Below are 16,987 nucleotides of genomic sequence, written 5' to 3' on the forward strand. Positions count from 1 at the left end.
CCAACAGGCATGACCTGCCCGGTACGCCGAACATCCCGGCCGGCCGGGCACGGGGAGGCCCGGACGCGGAACCCTCAGCGGGCGCGCTTGCGGTCCGGGCCGAGCTTGCCCCGCTCGTAGAGGGCGGCGACCACCAGGTCCTGGGGCTCCAGGAGCCGGGCGCCCTCGGGGGCCATGGTGGTCACCGCCGAGCCGCTCGCGAGGTCGATGCGCAGGGGCAGGCCCACCCGCTCGGAGCCCCGCTCGAACTGGCCCAGGTCCAGCCGTAGGCCGGACAGTTGCCCTCGACGGATCTCCAGCCGGGCGGTCACCCGCCCTCCCTCCGCCTGGCGTACGCGGTCGGCGTCCAGGTCCAGCCCGAGGGGCCGCACCATTCCGGGCAGCGCCTTGGCGGCGGGCCCGGCCGGCACGGTCAGGGTGCGGTGCCGTACCTCGCCCTCGCCCCGCGCCTCGGAGACCTCGGCGTGCTGGCGCAGCAGCTTCTCCAGACCGCGTAGCGCCTGGCGTTGGCGCGGCGCCCGCAGGGCCTGGGCGGCCAACTCCAGGGTCCGGCCCACCTGTTGCCGGTCCTTCGGCTCCATCGGGCCGCCCAGTTTGGGGAGGGCGCGGCTGGCCTTGACGAAGGTGGCGAAGGCGGTGGGCTGGATACGTACCCACTGGCCGCCGAGGGCGTCCTTGGCGGCGTGCAGGGAAGAGGGCAACCGCTGTCCGGTGGCGACCAGTTCGCGGGCCCGCTTACGGTCGTCGGCGTCCCGGCCGGCCTGCCGGGCCAGGGCGGTCAGGCCGACCCGCAGATAGGTGCGGTCCATGATGGACTTCACCGCCCACACGTCGCTCCCGCCGAAGTTGACGGCGGCGGCGGTGGCCACCGGGTCCTTGTCCCGCAGGTCCTTGAGCGGCTTGGTGGCCCGTACCGACACCGACAGTTCGGCCTTGGACAGCAACTTCGCCAGGTGGGTCGTCTCCCGGTTCGCCGGCCGGTGTTGGCGCAGGTACCGCAGTGTCTCGGCGGCGCTGGCGTCCACGGTCACCGTGGCGGAGGCGGTCTGCTTCATGGTGAGCAGTTCCCAGGCCTTCTGGGTCGAGCCGTGGTGCTCGGTGGGCTCGGGTGTCTCACAGGCGGCCAGGGAGCCCAACAGGGTCATCCCGCACAGGGCGGCGGCCGGCCGCATCCACCGGGGAGGGCCCGGGGTACGCCGGGCACCCCGTACGACGGGGGCGGGCGTCGTCGTACCGGCGGGCACACCCGGCAGACGGCGCGCCAGCGTCCTACCCGGGCGGGGACGCCGGTCGGGAAGTGAACCGTGTGCGGAGCCCGACGGATCGGCGGGGGTCAGTGTGGACACCTCCCCATGGCATCACACTCGGTCGCCCACTCCGCGCCGACCACCCCCGTCGCCGCGCCGCTTCCGCCCCTCCGGCCGGCCCCCGTTCCCGGGGCCCCTCCCGGTACGGCGCCCGCGTGGACGGCGCGGGTGGGCGTTGTCCCAGGTGGCGCGCGTAGACGGTGCGGGGCGGAGAGTGGTCGCGGTGCCGGACGGCGGGCGGTGCCGGTGGGGGCGGTGGCCGCCGTGACCCGGGGGTGCTGGGTGGGCGTTGTTCCTGGTCGTCCCGCGTGGACGGCGCGCCGGTGGTGCGGTGGGCGGTCGCCGTCACCGTGACCCGGGGCTGGCCCGGGGGTGGGGGCCGGCCATCGTCGCTGTTCGCCCGCGTGGACGGTGTCCGCACGGGGGGCAATGAGTGGTCGCCGCCTCAAACTGCGGTCGCCGTGACCCGGGGCTGACCCGGGGCTGGCCCGGGGGGGCCGGCCCTCGTCCCTGGTCGCCCGCGTAGACGGCGCCCGCACGGGCAGGGGATGGATTGCCCCACGGAATGGCGGGAGTCAGTGGCCGCCGTGACCCGGGAGTGCTGGGTGGGCGTTGCCCCTGGTCACCCGCGTAGACGGCGCCCCGGTGGTGCGGTGGGCGGTCGCCGTCACCGTGACCCGGAGGTGGGCCCCGGTGAAGGGGGGCCGGCCCTCGTCCCTGGTCACCCGCGTAGACGGCGCCCCGGTGGTGCGGTAGGTGGTCGCTGTCACCGTGACCCGGGGCTGGCCCGGGGGTGGGCCGGGGGAGGCGGGCCGGCCCTCGTCCCTGGTCGTCCGCGTAGACGGTGCCCGCACGGCGCCCCCACGGCACCGCACGACGGGGAGTGGCCCCGGTACCACCGACAGGGGCGGATGGGCCCCGCGTCGCGGGACGGGCGCGGCGACCCGGGGTGGGCGCGGCCGGGAGTGGACGGGAGGGGAGAGACACCGGACGTACACCGGACGGCGCGCGCTGTGGGAGGGGCCGGACCAGACGAGTAGGGTCGGCTGGGTGATCGCCTCCACCACGCGCCGGCCCTGGGTGGTCGGGGTCTCCGGCGCCTCCGGCACCCCGTACGCCGCCGCCGTGATCCGCGCCCTGTTGGACGCCGGGGAACAGGTCGACCTGATCGTCAGCCGGGCCGCCCGGCTGACCCTGCTGGACGAGACCGGCCATCCCTTCCGTGACGCCCACGCCCCCGAGGACCTGCGCCGCTGGTTGTCCCAGGGGGCCGACGGCCGGCCGGACACCTTCGAGGTCGGCGACGCGGTCGAGGGGGTACGGCACTGGGCGGCCGGCGACCTCGCCGCCGGGCCCAGCTCGGGTTCGTACCGCACCAAGGGGATGCTGATCGTGCCGGCCAGCACGGCCGGGGTCGCGGGGGTCGCCCTCGGCCTCTCCAAGGACCTGCTCCAGCGGGCGGCCAGCGTCACCCTGAAGGAACGGCGCGCGCTGGTCGTCGTGGTACGGGAGACCCCGTTGAACGGTCAGACGCTCCGGCACCTGGTCACCCTCGACGAGTTGGGCGCCGTGGTGTTGCCCGCCTCGCCGGCCTTCTACGCGGGTGCCCGCCACATCCAGGACCTGGTCGACTTCGTCGCTGGTCGGGTGCTGGACGCGGCCGAGGTGGAGCACGGTCTGTACCGGCGCTGGGAGGGGGAGATCGGCGGGGCGCGGAACCGGGGAACCGCAGGCGTCCAGGCGGTTGAAGGCACGGGTGGCCATGGCGCGAGGAACGACATGCCTTAGATTCGTGTCCGTGCGCCAACGATTCGTGAGGTCCTCGTTCCCCTGAGGTGGACGGGCTCGACGGAACGGGCACACAGAACCCGGGTGCTTACGGACGAAGGAGGCGGCGACAGTCATGGACGCGGTGGACCGGCAACTGATCCAGGCACTGCGGGAGAACGGCAGAGCCTCCTACGCGGAACTCGGCCGACTGGTCGGGCTGTCCGGCCCCAGCGTGACCGACCGCATCGGCCGGCTGGAGGACGCCGGCGTGATCACCGGCTACCGCGCCACCGTGGACGCCGCCTCGCTGGGCCTCCCGGTGTCCGCCCTGATCGGTATCCAGCTGACCGACTCGGTCGACCACGACGAGGTCGCCGACCGGCTGCGGGACCTGAGCGAGATCGAGGACTGCTGGTTCATCGCCGGCGACGACTCGTTCATGCTGAAGGTCCGGGCGATCGGGGTGGACGGGCTGGAACGTACGGTCCGGCGGCTGTCCGGCACCAAGGGCGTCTCCCGTACCCGTACCACCATGGTGCTGTCCACCAAGTGGGAGAACAGGGTGGGCGAACTGCCCGAGGAGATCTGACCGAAGGCCGTACCGGAGCCGCGACCACGTACCCCTTCCGCCAGTTCCGCCAGTTCCGCCGGGTGCGCACCCGCCGCCGTCGGGCCCGGGGCGGACGGAAGTCGGGCCCGGGTGGCCTCGGGTTCTGGCGCGTGGGACCGGGGAGTAGGCTCAAACCGCGTGTGCCGTCGCCGTCGGCCCGCCCCGCCGCGCGGGGCACCGGACGGGAGGCGGAACCGCCGGGACCCGTACCGCGAGGCAAGGAGGGCGTCGTCCATGGACGCTGGGTTGAAGCGCGAGCTGGAGCAGAAGGTAGCGGCCGGTGAACGGCTCAGTCGCGAGGACGGCCTGGCACTGTACGAGTGCGACGACCTGGCCTGGCTCGGCGGCCTGGCGCACGAGGTGCGCACCCGCAAGAACGGCGACGTGGTGCACTTCAACATCAACCGCCACCTCAACATGACCAACGTGTGCACCGCCTCCTGCGCGTACTGCTCCTTCCAGCGCAAGCCCGGCGAGATGGACGCGTACACCATGCGCATCGAGGAGGCCGTCAAGCTCGCCAAGGCGATGGAGGCGGACAACCTCACCGAGCTGCACATCGTCAACGGCCTCCACCCCACCCTGCCGTGGCGCTACTACCCGCGTTCGCTCAGCGCCCTCAAGGAGGCGCTGCCGGACACCGTCGCCCTCAAGGCGTTCACCGCCACCGAGATCCACCACTTCGAGACCATCTCGGGGATGGACGCCAGCGACATCCTGGACGAGCTGATCGACGCCGGACTGGAGTCGCTGACCGGCGGCGGCGCCGAGATCTTCGACTGGGAGGTGCGGCAGCACATCGTGGACCACGACACCCACTGGGAGGACTGGTCCCGCATCCACCGGCTGGCGCACTCCAAGGGCATCAAGACCCCCTGCACCATGCTGTACGGGCACATCGAGGAGCGCCACCACCGGGTGGACCACGTGCTGCGGCTGCGCGAACTCCAGGACGAGACCGGCGGGTTCCAGGTCTTCATCCCCCTGCGCTACCAGCACGACTTCGTCGACATGAAGGACGGCAAGGTCCGCAACCGGCTCCAAGCCCGCACCACCATGGCCAGCGGAGCCGAGGCGCTGCGCACCTTCGCCGTGTCCCGGCTGCTGTTCGACAACGTGCCCCACGTCAAGGTGTTCTGGGTGATGCACGGCGTGCAGACCGCCCAACTCGCCCTCCAGCACGGGGCGGACGACATGGACGGCTCGGTCGTGGAGTACAAGATCACCCACGACGCCGACTCCTTCGGCACCCCGGACAAGCTGACCCGCGAGGACCTGCTCGACCTCATCCGGGACGCCGGCTTCCGGCCGGTGGAGCGCAACACCCGCTACGAGGTCATCCGGGAGTACCCGGGCCCCGACCCCGACCGGCGCGAGGCACCCCAGCCCATGCGGCTGTGAGCCGGTAAGGCTCGTACGGGCCCTGCCCGTACGAGCACGAACCGCCCGTACCCCCGTACCCGCCGTACTCACCGAACCAGCTGAGGCCGGGGCACAACGGCGCCCGCCGAGGGCCGCGTTGTGCCCCGGGAGAACACGAAGGAGGAGCGACGCCGTGAGCGGTATCTCCAACGCGACGGTCCGCTACACCCTGATGCGCCTGGGCGTCTTCGTCGGATGCCTCCTCCTGGTGTCCGTGCTGGCCGCCCTCGGTGTGCTGCCCGCCGGGCTGGGCAAGTCCAACCCGCTGTGGGTGGTGCTGCTGGCCCTGGTGCTGTCCGCCCCGATCAGCTTCGTCCTGCTGCGCCGGCAACGGGACGACATGGCGCGGGAGGTGGCCCCCCGGATCGACCGGGCCAAGGAACGGCTGGCGGCCAACCGCAGCCAGGAGGACGACGAGGCGGGCGCCTGACCGGCCCCCTCCCACTGTCGTCCCCATCACACCCCCGGTCGCGCGGAACGGGGAATGCCCCTGACCGGTACGGGTGTTGGGGATGGACGTCCGACCGAACGCCGCGCCCCCCGGGGCCGGCGCACGGGTGCGGACGACCAGCCGTCCCCGACGTGAGGCCACCCGTGACCACCGCCGTACCCACCCCCGAGGCGCTGCACCAGCGCCTGGTGGCGCGGCTGTACGTGGACCTCTGCCGCTGTCCGTCCACCGGCTGTCGCCGTCGTCCCACGCGCTGAGCGCCCTCGGCCTCCCGTACGCGCGTACGCGGCACACCCCGGTCCCCGGCTCCCTCACGCCGACCCGCCCTCGCCCCGAGGTGTCGGGTCCGCCACCTCGCCCCGGAACGGGTGACGTCAACACGGGCCCGCTCGCGGCCCCGTGAGGTCCCGTGCGCCCGTACGCGCCGGCCCCGAGAACGCCGCGCCCCCACGGCACGTCGTCGATCCGACGGCCGCCCGCTCGACGCCCTACACCCCGTACACCTCACCGGAGAGTGCCCGTGTCCTCCTCACCGTCCCCCTCCTCCTCGTCCCACGGGGCGATACCCCCGCAGCGCACCCCCTCGCTGCCCCGGATCCCCTTCTGGGCGCAGATCCTGCTGGGGCTCGTCCTCGGCGTACTGCTCGGCTGGGCCGCCCGTCACTGGGACGTGTCCTGGCTGGCCACCACCCTCGCCAAGATCGGCGAGATCTTCGTCCAACTGCTCAAACTGGCGGTGGCGCCCCTGGTGTTCTTCGCCATCGTCATCTCCGTCACCAACCTGCGGAAGGTGTCCAACGCGGCCCGACTGGCGGGCCGGACCCTGTTGTGGTTCATGGTCACCTCGCTGATCGCGGTGGCCATCGGGCTGGCCGTGGGGCTGCTCACCCACCCCGGTTCCGGTACCGGACTGAGCGCCGCCGACGGGGCCAAGCCGGAGAGTTCGGGCGGCTGGCTGGACTTCCTGACCGGCATCGTGCCCACCGACGTGGTCACCCCGTTCACCGAACTCCAGGTGTTGCAGATCGTGTTCCTGGCCGTCGTGACCGGGGTCGCCGCACTCCAGCTGGGCGACCGGGCCGAACCCCTGCTGACCCTGGGCGAGTCCGTACTCGCCCTGCTCCAGAAGGCCCTGTGGTGGGTGATCCGCCTGGCCCCGCTGGGCACCCTCGGGCTGATCGGCAACGCCATCCGGGAGTACGGATGGAACCTGCTCAGCCAGTACGCCACCTTCACGGTCGACGTGTACGTCGGCTGCCTGCTGGTGCTCTTCGGCGTCTACCCCCTGCTGCTGGCCACCGTCGCCAAGGTCAACCCCCTGCGGTTCTTCCAGGGTGCCTGGCCGGCCATCCAGCTGGGGTTCGTCTCGCGCAGCTCGGTCGGCACCATGCCGCTCACCCAGAAGGTCACCGAACGCCTCGGCGTACCCCGCGACTACACCTCCTTCGCGGTGCCCTTCGGCTCGACCACCAAGATGGACGGCTGCGCGGCCATCTACCCGGCGCTGGCCGCGATCTTCATCGCCGAGGTCTTCGGCCTCCAACTGGGCCTAGGCGACTACCTGTTGATCGCCTTCGTCTCGGTGGTCGGCTCGGCGGCCACCGCCGGCCTCACCGGCGCGACCGTGATGCTCACCCTCACCCTGTCCACCCTCGGCCTCCCACTGGAGGGCGTGGGGCTGCTGCTGGCCATCGACCCCATCCTGGACATGATCCGCACCGCCACCAACGTCGCCGGGCAGGCCGTGGTTCCGGTACTGGTCGCGGCACGTGAGGACATCCTGGACCGGGACGCCTTCGCCCGGGCCCGCGGCTTCGACCTGGACGACCTGGACGGCTCCGGCCCCGTGGAGGAGGCCCCGGACAGGGCGGGCGGCCGGCGCTCCGGCGGTGGCCCGGAGCCGGCGACCGCCTGATCGGGCGGCCGGTTCGCCCGTACGCCGGTTCGGGCGGCGACTGTCAGTGGCGGGTGCCAGGGTGGCGGCAGGCGGTCGGGTGTCCGCCGCCACCCCGACCGCCGCAGACGCCGTAGACGCCCGCAGAGAAGGAGAGAGCACGCCATGGCCCTGACCCGTGAGCAGCGTGAGAGCTTCCTCGCCGAACCCCACATCGCCGCCCTGTCGGTGGACAGCGGCCAGCCCGACCGGGCACCGCTGACCGTGCCCCTCTGGTACCAGTACGAGCCGGGCGGCGACGTGTGGATCATGACCGGGCCCAGCTCGCGCAAGGGCCGACTGATCACCGCCGCCGGCCGGTTCAGCCTCATGGTCGAACGGCTGGAACCCACCATCCGCTACGTGTCGGTGGAGGGCCCGGTGGTCGAGACCCGTCCGGCCACCCGGGCCGAACTGCGCGAGCTGGCCGCCCGGTACCTCCCGGCCGAGAAGGTCGAGGGGTACGTCGACTTCGCCTGGCGGGACCACGGCGAGCAGTCGATCTGGGTGCTGCGCCCCCAACGCTGGGTCAGCTCCGACCTGGGCGCCGTCTGACCCGGGGCGGTCACCTCACCGCCCCGGGCCGCCCACCCCCGCACGTACCCTGTCGTGGTCCGACCAGTGGGAGGGGCGAATGTGGCGGTCAGAGCGGTGAAGCGGTTGCCCAGGGCCGAGCGGGAGCGGCAGATGCTCGACGCCGCCGTGGCGGGCTTCGCGCGCCACGGCTACCGCGCGGCGTCCATGGACGACATCGCCGACGCGGCCGGGGTCTCCAAGCCGCTGGTGTACCTCTACCTCAAGTCCAAGGACGACCTGTTCACCGCCTGCGTCAGGAGGGAGGCCACCGCCCTGGTTCGGGCGGTGCGTACGGCCACCGAGGAGCCGGCCCACTCCGCCGACGAACGGCTCTGGCGGGGGCTGCGCGGCTTCTTCGACCACACCGCCGCCCACCCCGACAGCTGGACCCTGCTCCACCAGCGGGCCGTCACCGAGGGCAGCGCCTTCGCCCGGTACGTCGCCGACACCCGTGCCGAACTCGCCGACCTGGTCACCGGGTTACTCGTCGAGGCCGCAAAGGAGGCCGGCCACCACGACCGCATCGGCCCCCGGGACGTCGCCGGCCTGGCCCACGCCCTGGTCGGTGCCGCCGAGTCGCTCGCCGACTGGGTCAACTCCCCGACCGCGCACACCGGTTCCGGCAAGCCCCCCACCGCCCAGGAGGCGGCGGCCACCCTGATGAACTTCTGCTGGCCGGGCCTGGAGAAACTGATGCGGGGCGACCGCTGGACCCCACCCCGGGGATCAACGGAGGTGGGGTGAGCGGGAGTGGGGAGTTGGGGCCGGGTGTCGGTCGGTCAGGTTGGTCGCCGGGCTGGGTTGGCCGGCCCCTGGCTGCCACGCCCGGCACGTGGACACCTTCCCCACAGCTCGTGGGCCCGCCCCGGGTACGGTGACGTACGGTCACCCGGTGGCTCTCGGCACCGTACGGGGGCGGCTCCACGTTGAGGGACGGTGCGCCGCGAGGGTGGGCCAGCACTTCCCGTGCTGTACGCGGTGCGTTCCGGTGGGCGGTGGGTGGCCCTGCTGGGGCGCGCTGTGTTCCCCGCGATGGTGGGGGTGGTCCCTCGCCTTTCGCCAGCTGGTACTTGGCGGTGACGTGCTCCCCGTACCCGTGGGGATGGTCCCGCACTCTTCCTGCCCCCGTGGTTCACAGCCGTGTGCTCCCCGCACCCGCGGGGATGGTCCCGTCGAGCACTGCGTAGCCCAGGGCGTCAACGGGTGCTCCCCGCACCCGCGGGGATGGTCCCACCCGACACATCCGCAACGACCCAGGTCAACGGTGCTCCCCGCACCCGCGGGGATGGTCCCGCCACCCGAGAACAGGCCGTCGCGTCGATCTCGTGCTCCCCGCACCCGCGGGGATGGTCCCGTGGAGCGCACACACAGGATCAAGCTGCCTGAGTGCTCCCCGCGCCCGCGGGGATGGTCCCACCGCGAAGAGGTGGCTGCGGCCATGGGCGGAGTGCTCCCCGCACCCGCGGGGATGGTCCCGCTCCGCCGAGCCCGAGGTCGATGGAGAGTGAGTGCTCCCCGCACCCGCGGGGATGGTCCCACGTGTGGGCCCGCGGTGCGTACCTTGGGCTGGTGCTCCCCGCACCCGCGGGGATGGTCCCCGGCAGCCTACGCACAGCAGTTGATCGACTAAGTGCTCCCCGCACCTGCGGGGATGGTCGCGGCGTGCCAATTGGCACGCCGATGTTCGAAAGCCGTTCCCGTACCCGCAGGGGTGCCCCGAACTCGCTTGTGTGGGGCTCCACTTGTTGCCCGAGTCCCGAGTCCCGAGTCCCGAGTCCCGAGTCCCGAGTCCCGAGTCCCGAGTCCCGAGTCCCGAGCCCTGACTGCCGCCGTACGGGGCGTGCGTGGCGTATATGGCGTACCGGGCAACCGGGGGGCGGGTCAGGTGGGTTTCTGGGCGCGCCATTCGGGGGCCAGGACGGACCAGACCTCGATGTCCTGGCGTTGGCCCCGGTGGGGGAAGTGTTCGCGGAGTACGCCGTCGCGGGTCATGCCCAGGCGATGGGCGACCGCGATGCTCGGGGTGTTCTCCGCGCAGACCCGCCACTCGACGCGGTGGATGCCGCGTTCCTCCACGGCCCAGTCGATGAGGATCCGGGTGGCCCGGGTGGCCAGGCCCCGGCCGACGGCTGAGGGTTCCAGCCAGCAGCCGGCCTCGGCGGTACCGAGGTGGACGTCCATGGTGCGGAACAGCACCCCGCCGACCAGGGTCCCGTCCAGCCAGATGCCGTCGACGCGTGCCGTGTCGGTGAGGGCCTTCTCCCCGTAGGCGGTGAGGTAGGCGCGGCTGGAGGCCAGGTCGGTGACGGCGTCGGGCAGTGGGATGTACCGGCCGATGAAGTCCCGGCCCCGGTCGACGTGGTCCAGGAACTCCTGGGCCCGCCAGGGTTCCAGGGGGCGGAGGAGGGCGCCGTCGCCCAGGGTGATCGCGTACATGGCGCCCCTCTCGTCCCGGCGGAGCCACGGTCCGGCCGCCGTGTGGGGGTGATCCTGCCACGGGGCGGACCGTCGCCGAGTGGGGAGCCTTGACCGGGTGGCCGCCGTGGTGGGGGTCAGGTGGACGGTACGAGGACGATCTTGCCGGCGTGGCCGTGGTGCAGGAACTCCTCCTGGGCGGCGGGTAGTTGGGGCAACGGGAAGCGTGCCGCCACCACGGGGCGCACCAGCCCCCGGCGGGCGTCCTCGGCCAGCCGCGCGAAGTGGGCGGGGGTGTGCATGGACGAGCCGAGCAGCGCGATGTTGCGCAGGTAGAGCCGGCGCAGGTCGAGGGTGACCACCGGGCCGGCCACCGCTCCCGCGACCACCCACCGTCCGCCCTCGCGGAGGCGGGGGAGGAGCGCGGGGACCAGTTCGCCGGCCGTGACGTCGGCGACCGCGTCGAGTTCCTCGGGTGCCTGTCGGGCCACCGCCTCCGCTCCTCCGGCGCGGTCGATGACGGCCACCGCGCCGGCGTCCCGTACCGTCTGGGCCTTCGCGGCGGAGGTGACGGCCACGACGCGTGCCCCTCGGGCGGTGGCGAGTTGGACCAGGGCGAGGCCGACACCGCCGGAGGCTCCGGTGACCAGTACCGTCTCGCCGGCGCCGACGGCCGCGCGCTCCAGCATTCCGGTGGCGGTGCCGTAGGCGACGGGGAGGCAGGCCAGTTCCTCGTCGGTGAGTGGGGACGTGTGGACGTCGTGGGCCCGCTCGGCCCGTACCAGTACGTACTCGGCGAAGGTGCCGTCGGCCTCGCTGCCGAGCAGTCCCACGGGGTGGGCCTCGGGGGCGTCGTCCTGGTAGAAGGCGGGGTCCACCAGGACCCGGCGGCCGACCAGGGCCGGGTCGACTCCGGGGCCCACCCGCTCGACCACCCCGGCGGCGTCGCCGCCCTGGACGCGGGGGAAGTCGATGGCGCCCCGCCAGCCCGCGCGGGCCTCGGGGTCGCCGGGGAGGCCGTAGGCGCCGGTGCGGGTCCAGATGTCGGTGTTGTTCAGGGCGGCGGCCGTGACCCGCACCAGCAGTCGGCCGGGGCCGGGTGTCGGGACGGGAAGCTCCTCGAACCGGAGGGCCTCCGGGCCGCCGTGCCGGGTGAGGACCCAGCCGCGCATCGTCGTCGACATGACTGTCACCTGCCTCACTATACTGATCTGTGAAGTCGCCTCAGGGTCGACTGTACAGACCTGTGAAGGGAAAGGGAGGGCCACATGTCCGACGACCTGACGCCGGGGGCGCGGAGAATCCTGGACGTCGCCTCCCGACTGTTCTACGAGCGCGGCATCCACGCGGTCGGGGTGGACCTGATCGCCACCGAGTCGGGGGTCACCAAGCGCACCCTGTACGACCGCTTCCGTTCCAAGGACGCCCTGGTCGCGGCGTACCTACGGGAGCGGGACGAGCGGTGGCGCCACACGGTCACCGAGCGGCTGGCCGCCCTGGAGGACCCGGCCGCACGGGTCCTCGCGCCCTTCGACGTGCTCACCACCTGGCTGCCGGTCGACTCGCGGGGCTGCGCCTTCGTGAACGCCTACGCCGAGTTGCCCGACCGAGCCCACCCGGCCCGTGCGGTGATCGCCGGGGGGAAGGCGTGGTTGCGGGAGCTGTTCCGGGCCGAGCTGGCCGCCGGGGGAGCCGCCGACCCGGACGCCGCCGCGGCACAGCTGCTGGTGGTCCACGAGGGGGCGATGGTGGCCGGCACCTCGGGCGGGATGCCGGACGCCCTGGGCGCCGCCCGGGCCCTGGCCGCACGGATTCGCGACGGCGCCCTGGGGCGGGGCTGACCACCCGGGGGCCGGTGGTTTCGTGGGGTCAGGCGTGGCTCAGGGGTACGCGTACCTCAGGCGGCCCCGGCCCGTCCGGGCCACCGCAGGGTGGCGTCCGGTAGCCGCTCCATGTTGCCCTCGGGCCCGTGGCCGTCGCTGGTGGCCAGCAACCGGAACCCGTGGTGTGCGTAGAAGGCGCGGGCGTCGGTGTTCCACTGGAAGACCCGCAGGGACAGGCCGCCCGGGCTGTGCCGTCGGACCTCGTCGAGCAGCAGGGTGCCGATGCCGCGTCGTCGGACCTCCGGTCGCAGGTAGAGCTGTTCCAGCACGTCGCCCTTCAGGGCCGCGTAGCCCAGCACCTGGTCGCCGCGTACCGCCACCCACACCCGTGAGGTGGGCAGCACGACCTCCTCGAACCACCGGGTGACCTCCTGGTGGTCCCGTACCTGCGGCGGCAGGTACGGCATGGTGACGGCGCGGGAGATCCGGTGGACGTGAGCGAGTTGGGCCGCGTCCGCGCTGGAGGCGGGGCGGACCGTCGGGGGCTGGGTGGCTGTCACGGGCGGCAAGGTACCGGGGTGGGGCGAGGGGGTACGAGGGGTTTTCCGGTGTACGGGCCGGGGTCGAGTGGTCGTATCGGGAGGGCGCTCCGAGGGTCGGGGTGGGTGCTCCCGGGGGTCGGGGGTGAGGGGGCTGGCTCAGCGAGGTGGGGGTGGGGCGTCGACCCGGGTGTGGGTGCGCGGCACCCCCGAGGCGCCGTACCGGGGTGGGAGAGGGGGCCCCGGCCCCGGCCTTCTGGGGGCGGTGACCGTCAGCCGTACCGCGAGGGGGTGGGCCGGCGCCGGGTGCCGTTGGTGTGGGTGCTCGTGCGGAACCAGCGGGGCCGGGGCCCGGCCCCCCGGGCGGCCTCCCCCGGTCCGGGGGCACCGGCGAGGCCGGCCCTTCCCGGGGTGGGAGAGGTATAGGTCACAGTTCGACAAAGGGGAAATTCGGTGGTCGCCCCCACTGTTGCAACGCGGAGGAAACACTCCCCGATGGCCGAGGACGAGGAGGCGCGCTCCGTGGGGCAGGCATCCCGGCGCGACAAACGGTGGGCGCGCTCGGCGCCTGGCGGGACGTACGGCGTACCCGGTACACACGGCGGGGTCCGGGTGAGGTTCCCCGGCTTCCCGCGCGTCCCCCGAAGAGTGGCGATGCTGAGCGTGCACACCTCTCCGCTGCATCAGCCGGGTACCGGTGACGCGGGCGGAATGAACGTCTACATCGTGGAACTGGCCTCCCGCCTGGCCTCCCAGGGGATCGAGGTGGAGATCTTCACCCGGGCGACCTCGGGCCGGCTGCCCTCGGTCGTGGAGCTGGCCCCCGGGGTACTGGTGCGGCACGTGGAGGCCGGGCCGTACGAGGGACTGGCCAAGGAGGAGTTGCCGGCGCAACTGTGCGCCTTCACCCACGGGGTGATGACGGCCTGGGCCGACCACCGCCCCGACCACTACGACCTGGTGCACTCCCACTACTGGCTGTCCGGCCATGTGGGCTGGCTCGCCGCCGAACGCTGGGGGGTGCCCCTGGTGCACACCATGCACACCATGGCCAAGGTGAAGAACGCCGCCCTCGCCGAGGGCGACCGCCCCGAACCGGCCGCCCGCGTCATCGGCGAGACCCAGGTGGTACGGGCCGCCGACCGGCTGATCGCCAACACCGTCGGCGAGGCCCGGCAACTGGTCGACCACTACGAGGCCGACCCCGACCGCACCGAGGTGGTGCACCCCGGGGTCAACCTGCGGCGCTTCCACCCCGCCGACGGCCGGGCGGCGGCCCGGGCCCGGCTGGGCCTGCCCGTCGACGCGCTGATCCCCCTGTTCGCCGGCCGTATACAGCCCCTCAAGGCCCCCGACGTACTGCTCCGGGCGGTGGCGCTGCTGCTGCGACGGCGCCCCGAACTGCGGCCCCGGCTGCTGGTGCCGGTGGTGGGCGGCCCCAGCGGCAGCGGGCTGGCCCGGCCCAAGGGACTACAGAAACTCGCCGCCCAACTGGGGATCAGCGACGTGGTGCGGTTCCAACCCCCGGTGGGGCAGGAGGAGTTGGCCGACTGGTACCGGGCGGCCTCGGTACTGGTGATGCCCTCGTACAGCGAGTCCTTCGGACTGGTGGCCGTCGAGGCCCAGGCCTGCGGCACCCCCGTGCTGGCCGCCGCCGTCGGGGGGCTGCCGGTGGCCGTGCGCGACGGGCACAGCGGACTGCTGATCGAGGGGCACGACCCCGGGGACTACGCCCAGGCCCTCGCCCACTTCGCCACCCCGCCCAGCCACGGCACCCCCCAGGACGCCGGCCAGAACGAGGAGTTGGTGACCCGGATGGGCCAGCAGGCCGCCCGCCACGCCCGCCGCTTTGGCTGGGACGTGGCCGCCACCCACACCGCCGAGGTGTACGGCGCCGTACTGCGGGAGCGTCGTCCCCTACGATCAGCCCATGGCTAAGGCAGCACACCCCCCGGAGGCCGAGAACGCCCGCACGGTGATCGAGGAGGCCCTCCGGTCCGCCGCCGAGGACACCGACCTCAGCTGGGAAAGCCCCGAGCCGGGCGGCTTCGTGGTGACACTGCCCGGCACCCGCAAACTGTCCACCACCTGCTCCCTGCGGGTCGGCCGGCACTCGCTGTCCGTCAACGCCTTCGTGATCCGGCGACCCGACGAGAACCACGCCGAGGTCCACCGCTGGCTGCTGGAGCGCAACCTCCGCCTGTACGGGGTGAGTTACGCGGTCGACAAGCTGGGCGACATCTACCTGGTGGGCCGGTTGCCCCTGGCCTCGGTCACCGCCGACGAGGTCGACCGGCTGCTGGGCACGGTGCTGGAACAGGCCGACGGCTCCTTCAACACCCTGCTGGAGATGGGCTTCGCCTCCGCCATCCGCAAGGAGTACGCCTGGCGCACCTCCCGGGGCGAGTCCACCCGCAACCTCGACGCCTTCGCCCACCTCACCGGCGCCGACCGCCCCGCCGACGGCCACTGACCAGCGGCCGACGGGACGACTTCGGGCGGCGACCGTACCCGCCGGCCCGCCATGAGCCCCACCCCACCCTCCGCCCGACGGTGACCGCCACCACCCCCACGCCTGCGGTGCGCGGGCGCCGGCGAACTCCCGTACCCTCCCGGGCTCCTGACGTCCGGCCACCCCGGTGACCAGGGGGGGCGCGCACCCGGGAACGGGGGAAAGCCCGTGCGGCCGGCCGGCGACTCGACTAGCTTGCCGACATGCCCCTGACCCTGAGCCCCCTGACCGCCGACACCTACCAGGACGTGCTGCGGCTCCACGTAGCCGAGGACCAGCGCGGGTACGTCTCCCCCAACGTCCGTTCCCTCGCCGACGCCTGGGCCCGTCCGACCGCACGCCCCATGGGCCTGTGGGAGGACGGTACGGCCGTGGGCTTCGCCCTCCTCGACGACGCCCCGGAGCGTCCGGGCACCCTCGACCTGGTCCGGTACATGATCGACGAGGGGCGACAGGGCAGAGGCCTGGGCCGTGCCGGACTGGCCGCCGTGGTCGACCTCGCCCGACAGGAGGGGTTCGCACGGGTCCGGCTCAGTGTGGTCCCCGGCAACACCACCGCCGACCACCTCTACGGCTCCGTCGGCTTCCGGGCCACCGGTGAGGTGGACGACGGGGAGACGGTGATGGTCCTGGACCTCGACGGGTCCGCGTAGCGCCGGCACCCCCTCGACCGGCCCGTTGTCCGCCCGGTGAGCGGCCCGTCGGGCCCTGGAACGGGTCGTCTAGGCTCGGGGACATGGCCGACGCACCGTACAAGCTGATCCTGCTCCGCCACGGCGAGAGCGAGTGGAACGCGAAGAACCTGTTCACCGGCTGGGTGGACGTCAACCTCACGGAGAAGGGCGAGAAGGAGGCGGTACGCGGCGGCGAGCTGCTCAAGGACGCCGGCCTGCTGCCCGAGGTGCTGCACACCTCCCTCCAGAAGCGCGCCATCCGTACCGCGAACCTGGCCCTGGACGCCGCTGACCGCGCCTGGATCCCGGTGCACCGCTCCTGGCGGCTCAACGAGCGCCACTACGGCGCCCTCCAGGGCAAGGACAAGGCGCAGACCCTGGCCGAGTTCGGCGAGAAGCAGTTCATGGAGTGGCGCCGCTCCTACGACACCCCGCCCCCCGAACTGGCCGACGGCGCCGAGTACTCCCAGAGCGACGACCCCCGCTACGCCGGCATCCCCACCGAGCTGCGCCCCCGCACCGAGTGCCTCAAGGACGTGGTCCAGCGGATGCTGCCGTACTGGTACGACAGCGTCGTACCGGACCTGCGGGCCGGCCGTACGGTACTGGTCGCCGCGCACGGCAACAGCCTGCGCGCCCTGGTCAAGCACCTGGACGGCATCTCCGACAGCGACATCACCGGCCTCAACATCCCCACCGGCATCCCCCTGAGCTACGACCTGGACGCCGACTTCCGCCCCACCAACCCCGGCGGCACCTACCTCGACCCCGAGGCGGCCAGCGCCGCCATCGAGGCGGTCAAGAACCAGGGCAAGAAGTAACCCCCAGCTCCGGGAAGGCCCCTCACCCGCGCCTTCCGGCGGGGTGAGGGGCTTCTCTGTGCCAGCCGTCGACTCACGATCGGATGACTCCGGCCGGTGCGAGCGCCGGTTTCCCGTGGTGAGGGGTGAAGCCG

General features: G+C 73.1%; 16 protein-coding genes and 1 CRISPR repeat array. Of the genes, 12 read left to right on the forward strand and 4 right to left on the reverse strand.

Going from position 1 to position 16,987, the window contains the following annotated elements:
* Positions 1 to 74: 74 nt before the first annotated feature.
* Positions 75 to 1,172, reverse strand: coding sequence for a hypothetical protein (locus ABZT14_RS00320; protein WP_356294631.1), 1,098 nt, complete (start codon positions 1,170 to 1,172; stop codon positions 75 to 77).
* Positions 1,173 to 2,360: 1,188 nt separating this feature from the next.
* Between ABZT14_RS00320 and ABZT14_RS00325 the strand changes: the two genes are divergently transcribed.
* The 7 genes from ABZT14_RS00325 (at position 2,361) to ABZT14_RS00355 (ending at position 8,813) form a co-directional block, all read left to right on the forward strand.
* Entirely contained in the window at positions 2,361 to 3,095 is a 735-nt protein-coding gene (locus ABZT14_RS00325) for a UbiX family flavin prenyltransferase (protein WP_356296944.1), read from the forward strand.
* Positions 3,096 to 3,210: 115 nt separating this feature from the next.
* Positions 3,211 to 3,666: an Lrp/AsnC family transcriptional regulator gene (locus tag ABZT14_RS00330; protein ID WP_356294634.1), complete on the forward strand. Its 456-nt coding sequence runs from the start codon at positions 3,211 to 3,213 to the stop codon at positions 3,664 to 3,666.
* 255 nt (positions 3,667 to 3,921) lie between these two features.
* Entirely contained in the window at positions 3,922 to 5,088 is a 1,167-nt protein-coding gene (gene mqnE / locus ABZT14_RS00335) for an aminofutalosine synthase MqnE (RefSeq protein ID WP_356294636.1), read from the forward strand.
* A gap of 154 nt (positions 5,089 to 5,242) precedes the next feature.
* Positions 5,243 to 5,539 carry a DUF4229 domain-containing protein gene (locus ABZT14_RS00340; RefSeq protein ID WP_356294639.1) on the forward strand — a complete coding sequence of 99 codons (297 nt, stop codon included), beginning with the start codon at positions 5,243 to 5,245 and terminating at the stop codon, positions 5,537 to 5,539.
* A gap of 583 nt (positions 5,540 to 6,122) precedes the next feature.
* Entirely contained in the window at positions 6,123 to 7,475 is a 1,353-nt protein-coding gene (locus ABZT14_RS00345) for a dicarboxylate/amino acid:cation symporter (RefSeq protein ID WP_356296947.1), read from the forward strand.
* A 144-nt stretch (positions 7,476 to 7,619) separates the two neighbouring features.
* The gene (locus ABZT14_RS00350) at positions 7,620 to 8,048 is read left to right on the forward strand and encodes a pyridoxamine 5'-phosphate oxidase family protein (RefSeq protein ID WP_356294642.1); all 429 of its coding nucleotides are present in this window, start codon (positions 7,620 to 7,622) and stop codon (positions 8,046 to 8,048) included.
* A gap of 132 nt (positions 8,049 to 8,180) precedes the next feature.
* On the forward strand, positions 8,181 to 8,813 hold the full coding sequence (locus tag ABZT14_RS00355; protein WP_356296950.1) for a TetR/AcrR family transcriptional regulator: 633 nt from the start codon (positions 8,181 to 8,183) through the stop codon (positions 8,811 to 8,813).
* Positions 8,814 to 9,089: 276 nt separating this feature from the next.
* A CRISPR array of direct repeats spans positions 9,090 to 9,728; the repeat unit is 29 nt; unit sequence GTGCTCCCCGCACCCGCGGGGATGGTCCC.
* A 222-nt stretch (positions 9,729 to 9,950) separates the two neighbouring features.
* On the opposite strand, the gene ABZT14_RS00360 is transcribed toward ABZT14_RS00355, so the two are convergent.
* Together ABZT14_RS00360 and ABZT14_RS00365 are read right to left on the reverse strand one after the other, a co-directional pair.
* The gene (locus ABZT14_RS00360) at positions 9,951 to 10,505 is read right to left on the reverse strand and encodes a GNAT family protein (RefSeq protein WP_356294644.1); all 555 of its coding nucleotides are present in this window, start codon (positions 10,503 to 10,505) and stop codon (positions 9,951 to 9,953) included.
* A gap of 116 nt (positions 10,506 to 10,621) precedes the next feature.
* Positions 10,622 to 11,668 carry a zinc-binding dehydrogenase gene (locus ABZT14_RS00365; protein WP_356296953.1) on the reverse strand — a complete coding sequence of 349 codons (1,047 nt, stop codon included), beginning with the start codon at positions 11,666 to 11,668 and terminating at the stop codon, positions 10,622 to 10,624.
* 84 nt (positions 11,669 to 11,752) lie between these two features.
* On the opposite strand from ABZT14_RS00365, the gene ABZT14_RS00370 reads away from it, so the two are divergent.
* A complete protein-coding gene (locus ABZT14_RS00370; RefSeq protein ID WP_356294647.1) occupies positions 11,753 to 12,325 on the forward strand; it encodes a helix-turn-helix domain-containing protein in 573 nt (190 codons plus the stop codon).
* 56 nt (positions 12,326 to 12,381) lie between these two features.
* Here the strand turns inward: ABZT14_RS00370 and ABZT14_RS00375 are convergent, their stop codons facing one another.
* Entirely contained in the window at positions 12,382 to 12,867 is a 486-nt protein-coding gene (locus tag ABZT14_RS00375) for a GNAT family N-acetyltransferase (RefSeq protein ID WP_356294650.1), read from the reverse strand.
* 591 nt (positions 12,868 to 13,458) lie between these two features.
* Here ABZT14_RS00375 and mshA point away from each other — a divergent pair.
* The 4 genes from mshA (at position 13,459) to ABZT14_RS00395 (ending at position 16,853) form a co-directional block, all read left to right on the forward strand.
* Positions 13,459 to 14,784: a D-inositol-3-phosphate glycosyltransferase gene (mshA, locus tag ABZT14_RS00380; protein WP_356294653.1), complete on the forward strand. Its 1,326-nt coding sequence runs from the start codon at positions 13,459 to 13,461 to the stop codon at positions 14,782 to 14,784.
* Positions 14,777 to 15,319 (forward strand): YbjN domain-containing protein, encoded by a 543-nt coding sequence (locus ABZT14_RS00385; RefSeq protein WP_356294656.1) that lies wholly within the window; start codon positions 14,777 to 14,779, stop codon positions 15,317 to 15,319. Before mshA ends, ABZT14_RS00385 begins: the two co-directional genes overlap by 8 nt.
* A 242-nt stretch (positions 15,320 to 15,561) precedes the next feature.
* Positions 15,562 to 16,011, forward strand: coding sequence for a GNAT family N-acetyltransferase (locus ABZT14_RS00390; RefSeq protein ID WP_356294660.1), 450 nt, complete (start codon positions 15,562 to 15,564; stop codon positions 16,009 to 16,011).
* 83 nt (positions 16,012 to 16,094) lie between these two features.
* On the forward strand, positions 16,095 to 16,853 hold the full coding sequence (locus tag ABZT14_RS00395; protein WP_356294663.1) for a phosphoglyceromutase: 759 nt from the start codon (positions 16,095 to 16,097) through the stop codon (positions 16,851 to 16,853).
* Positions 16,854 to 16,987 lie beyond the last annotated feature (134 nt).

It is taken from the genome of Streptomyces sp. NPDC005438 (assembly GCF_040606315.1).
Lineage (GTDB): Bacteria > Actinomycetota > Actinomycetes > Streptomycetales > Streptomycetaceae > Streptomyces.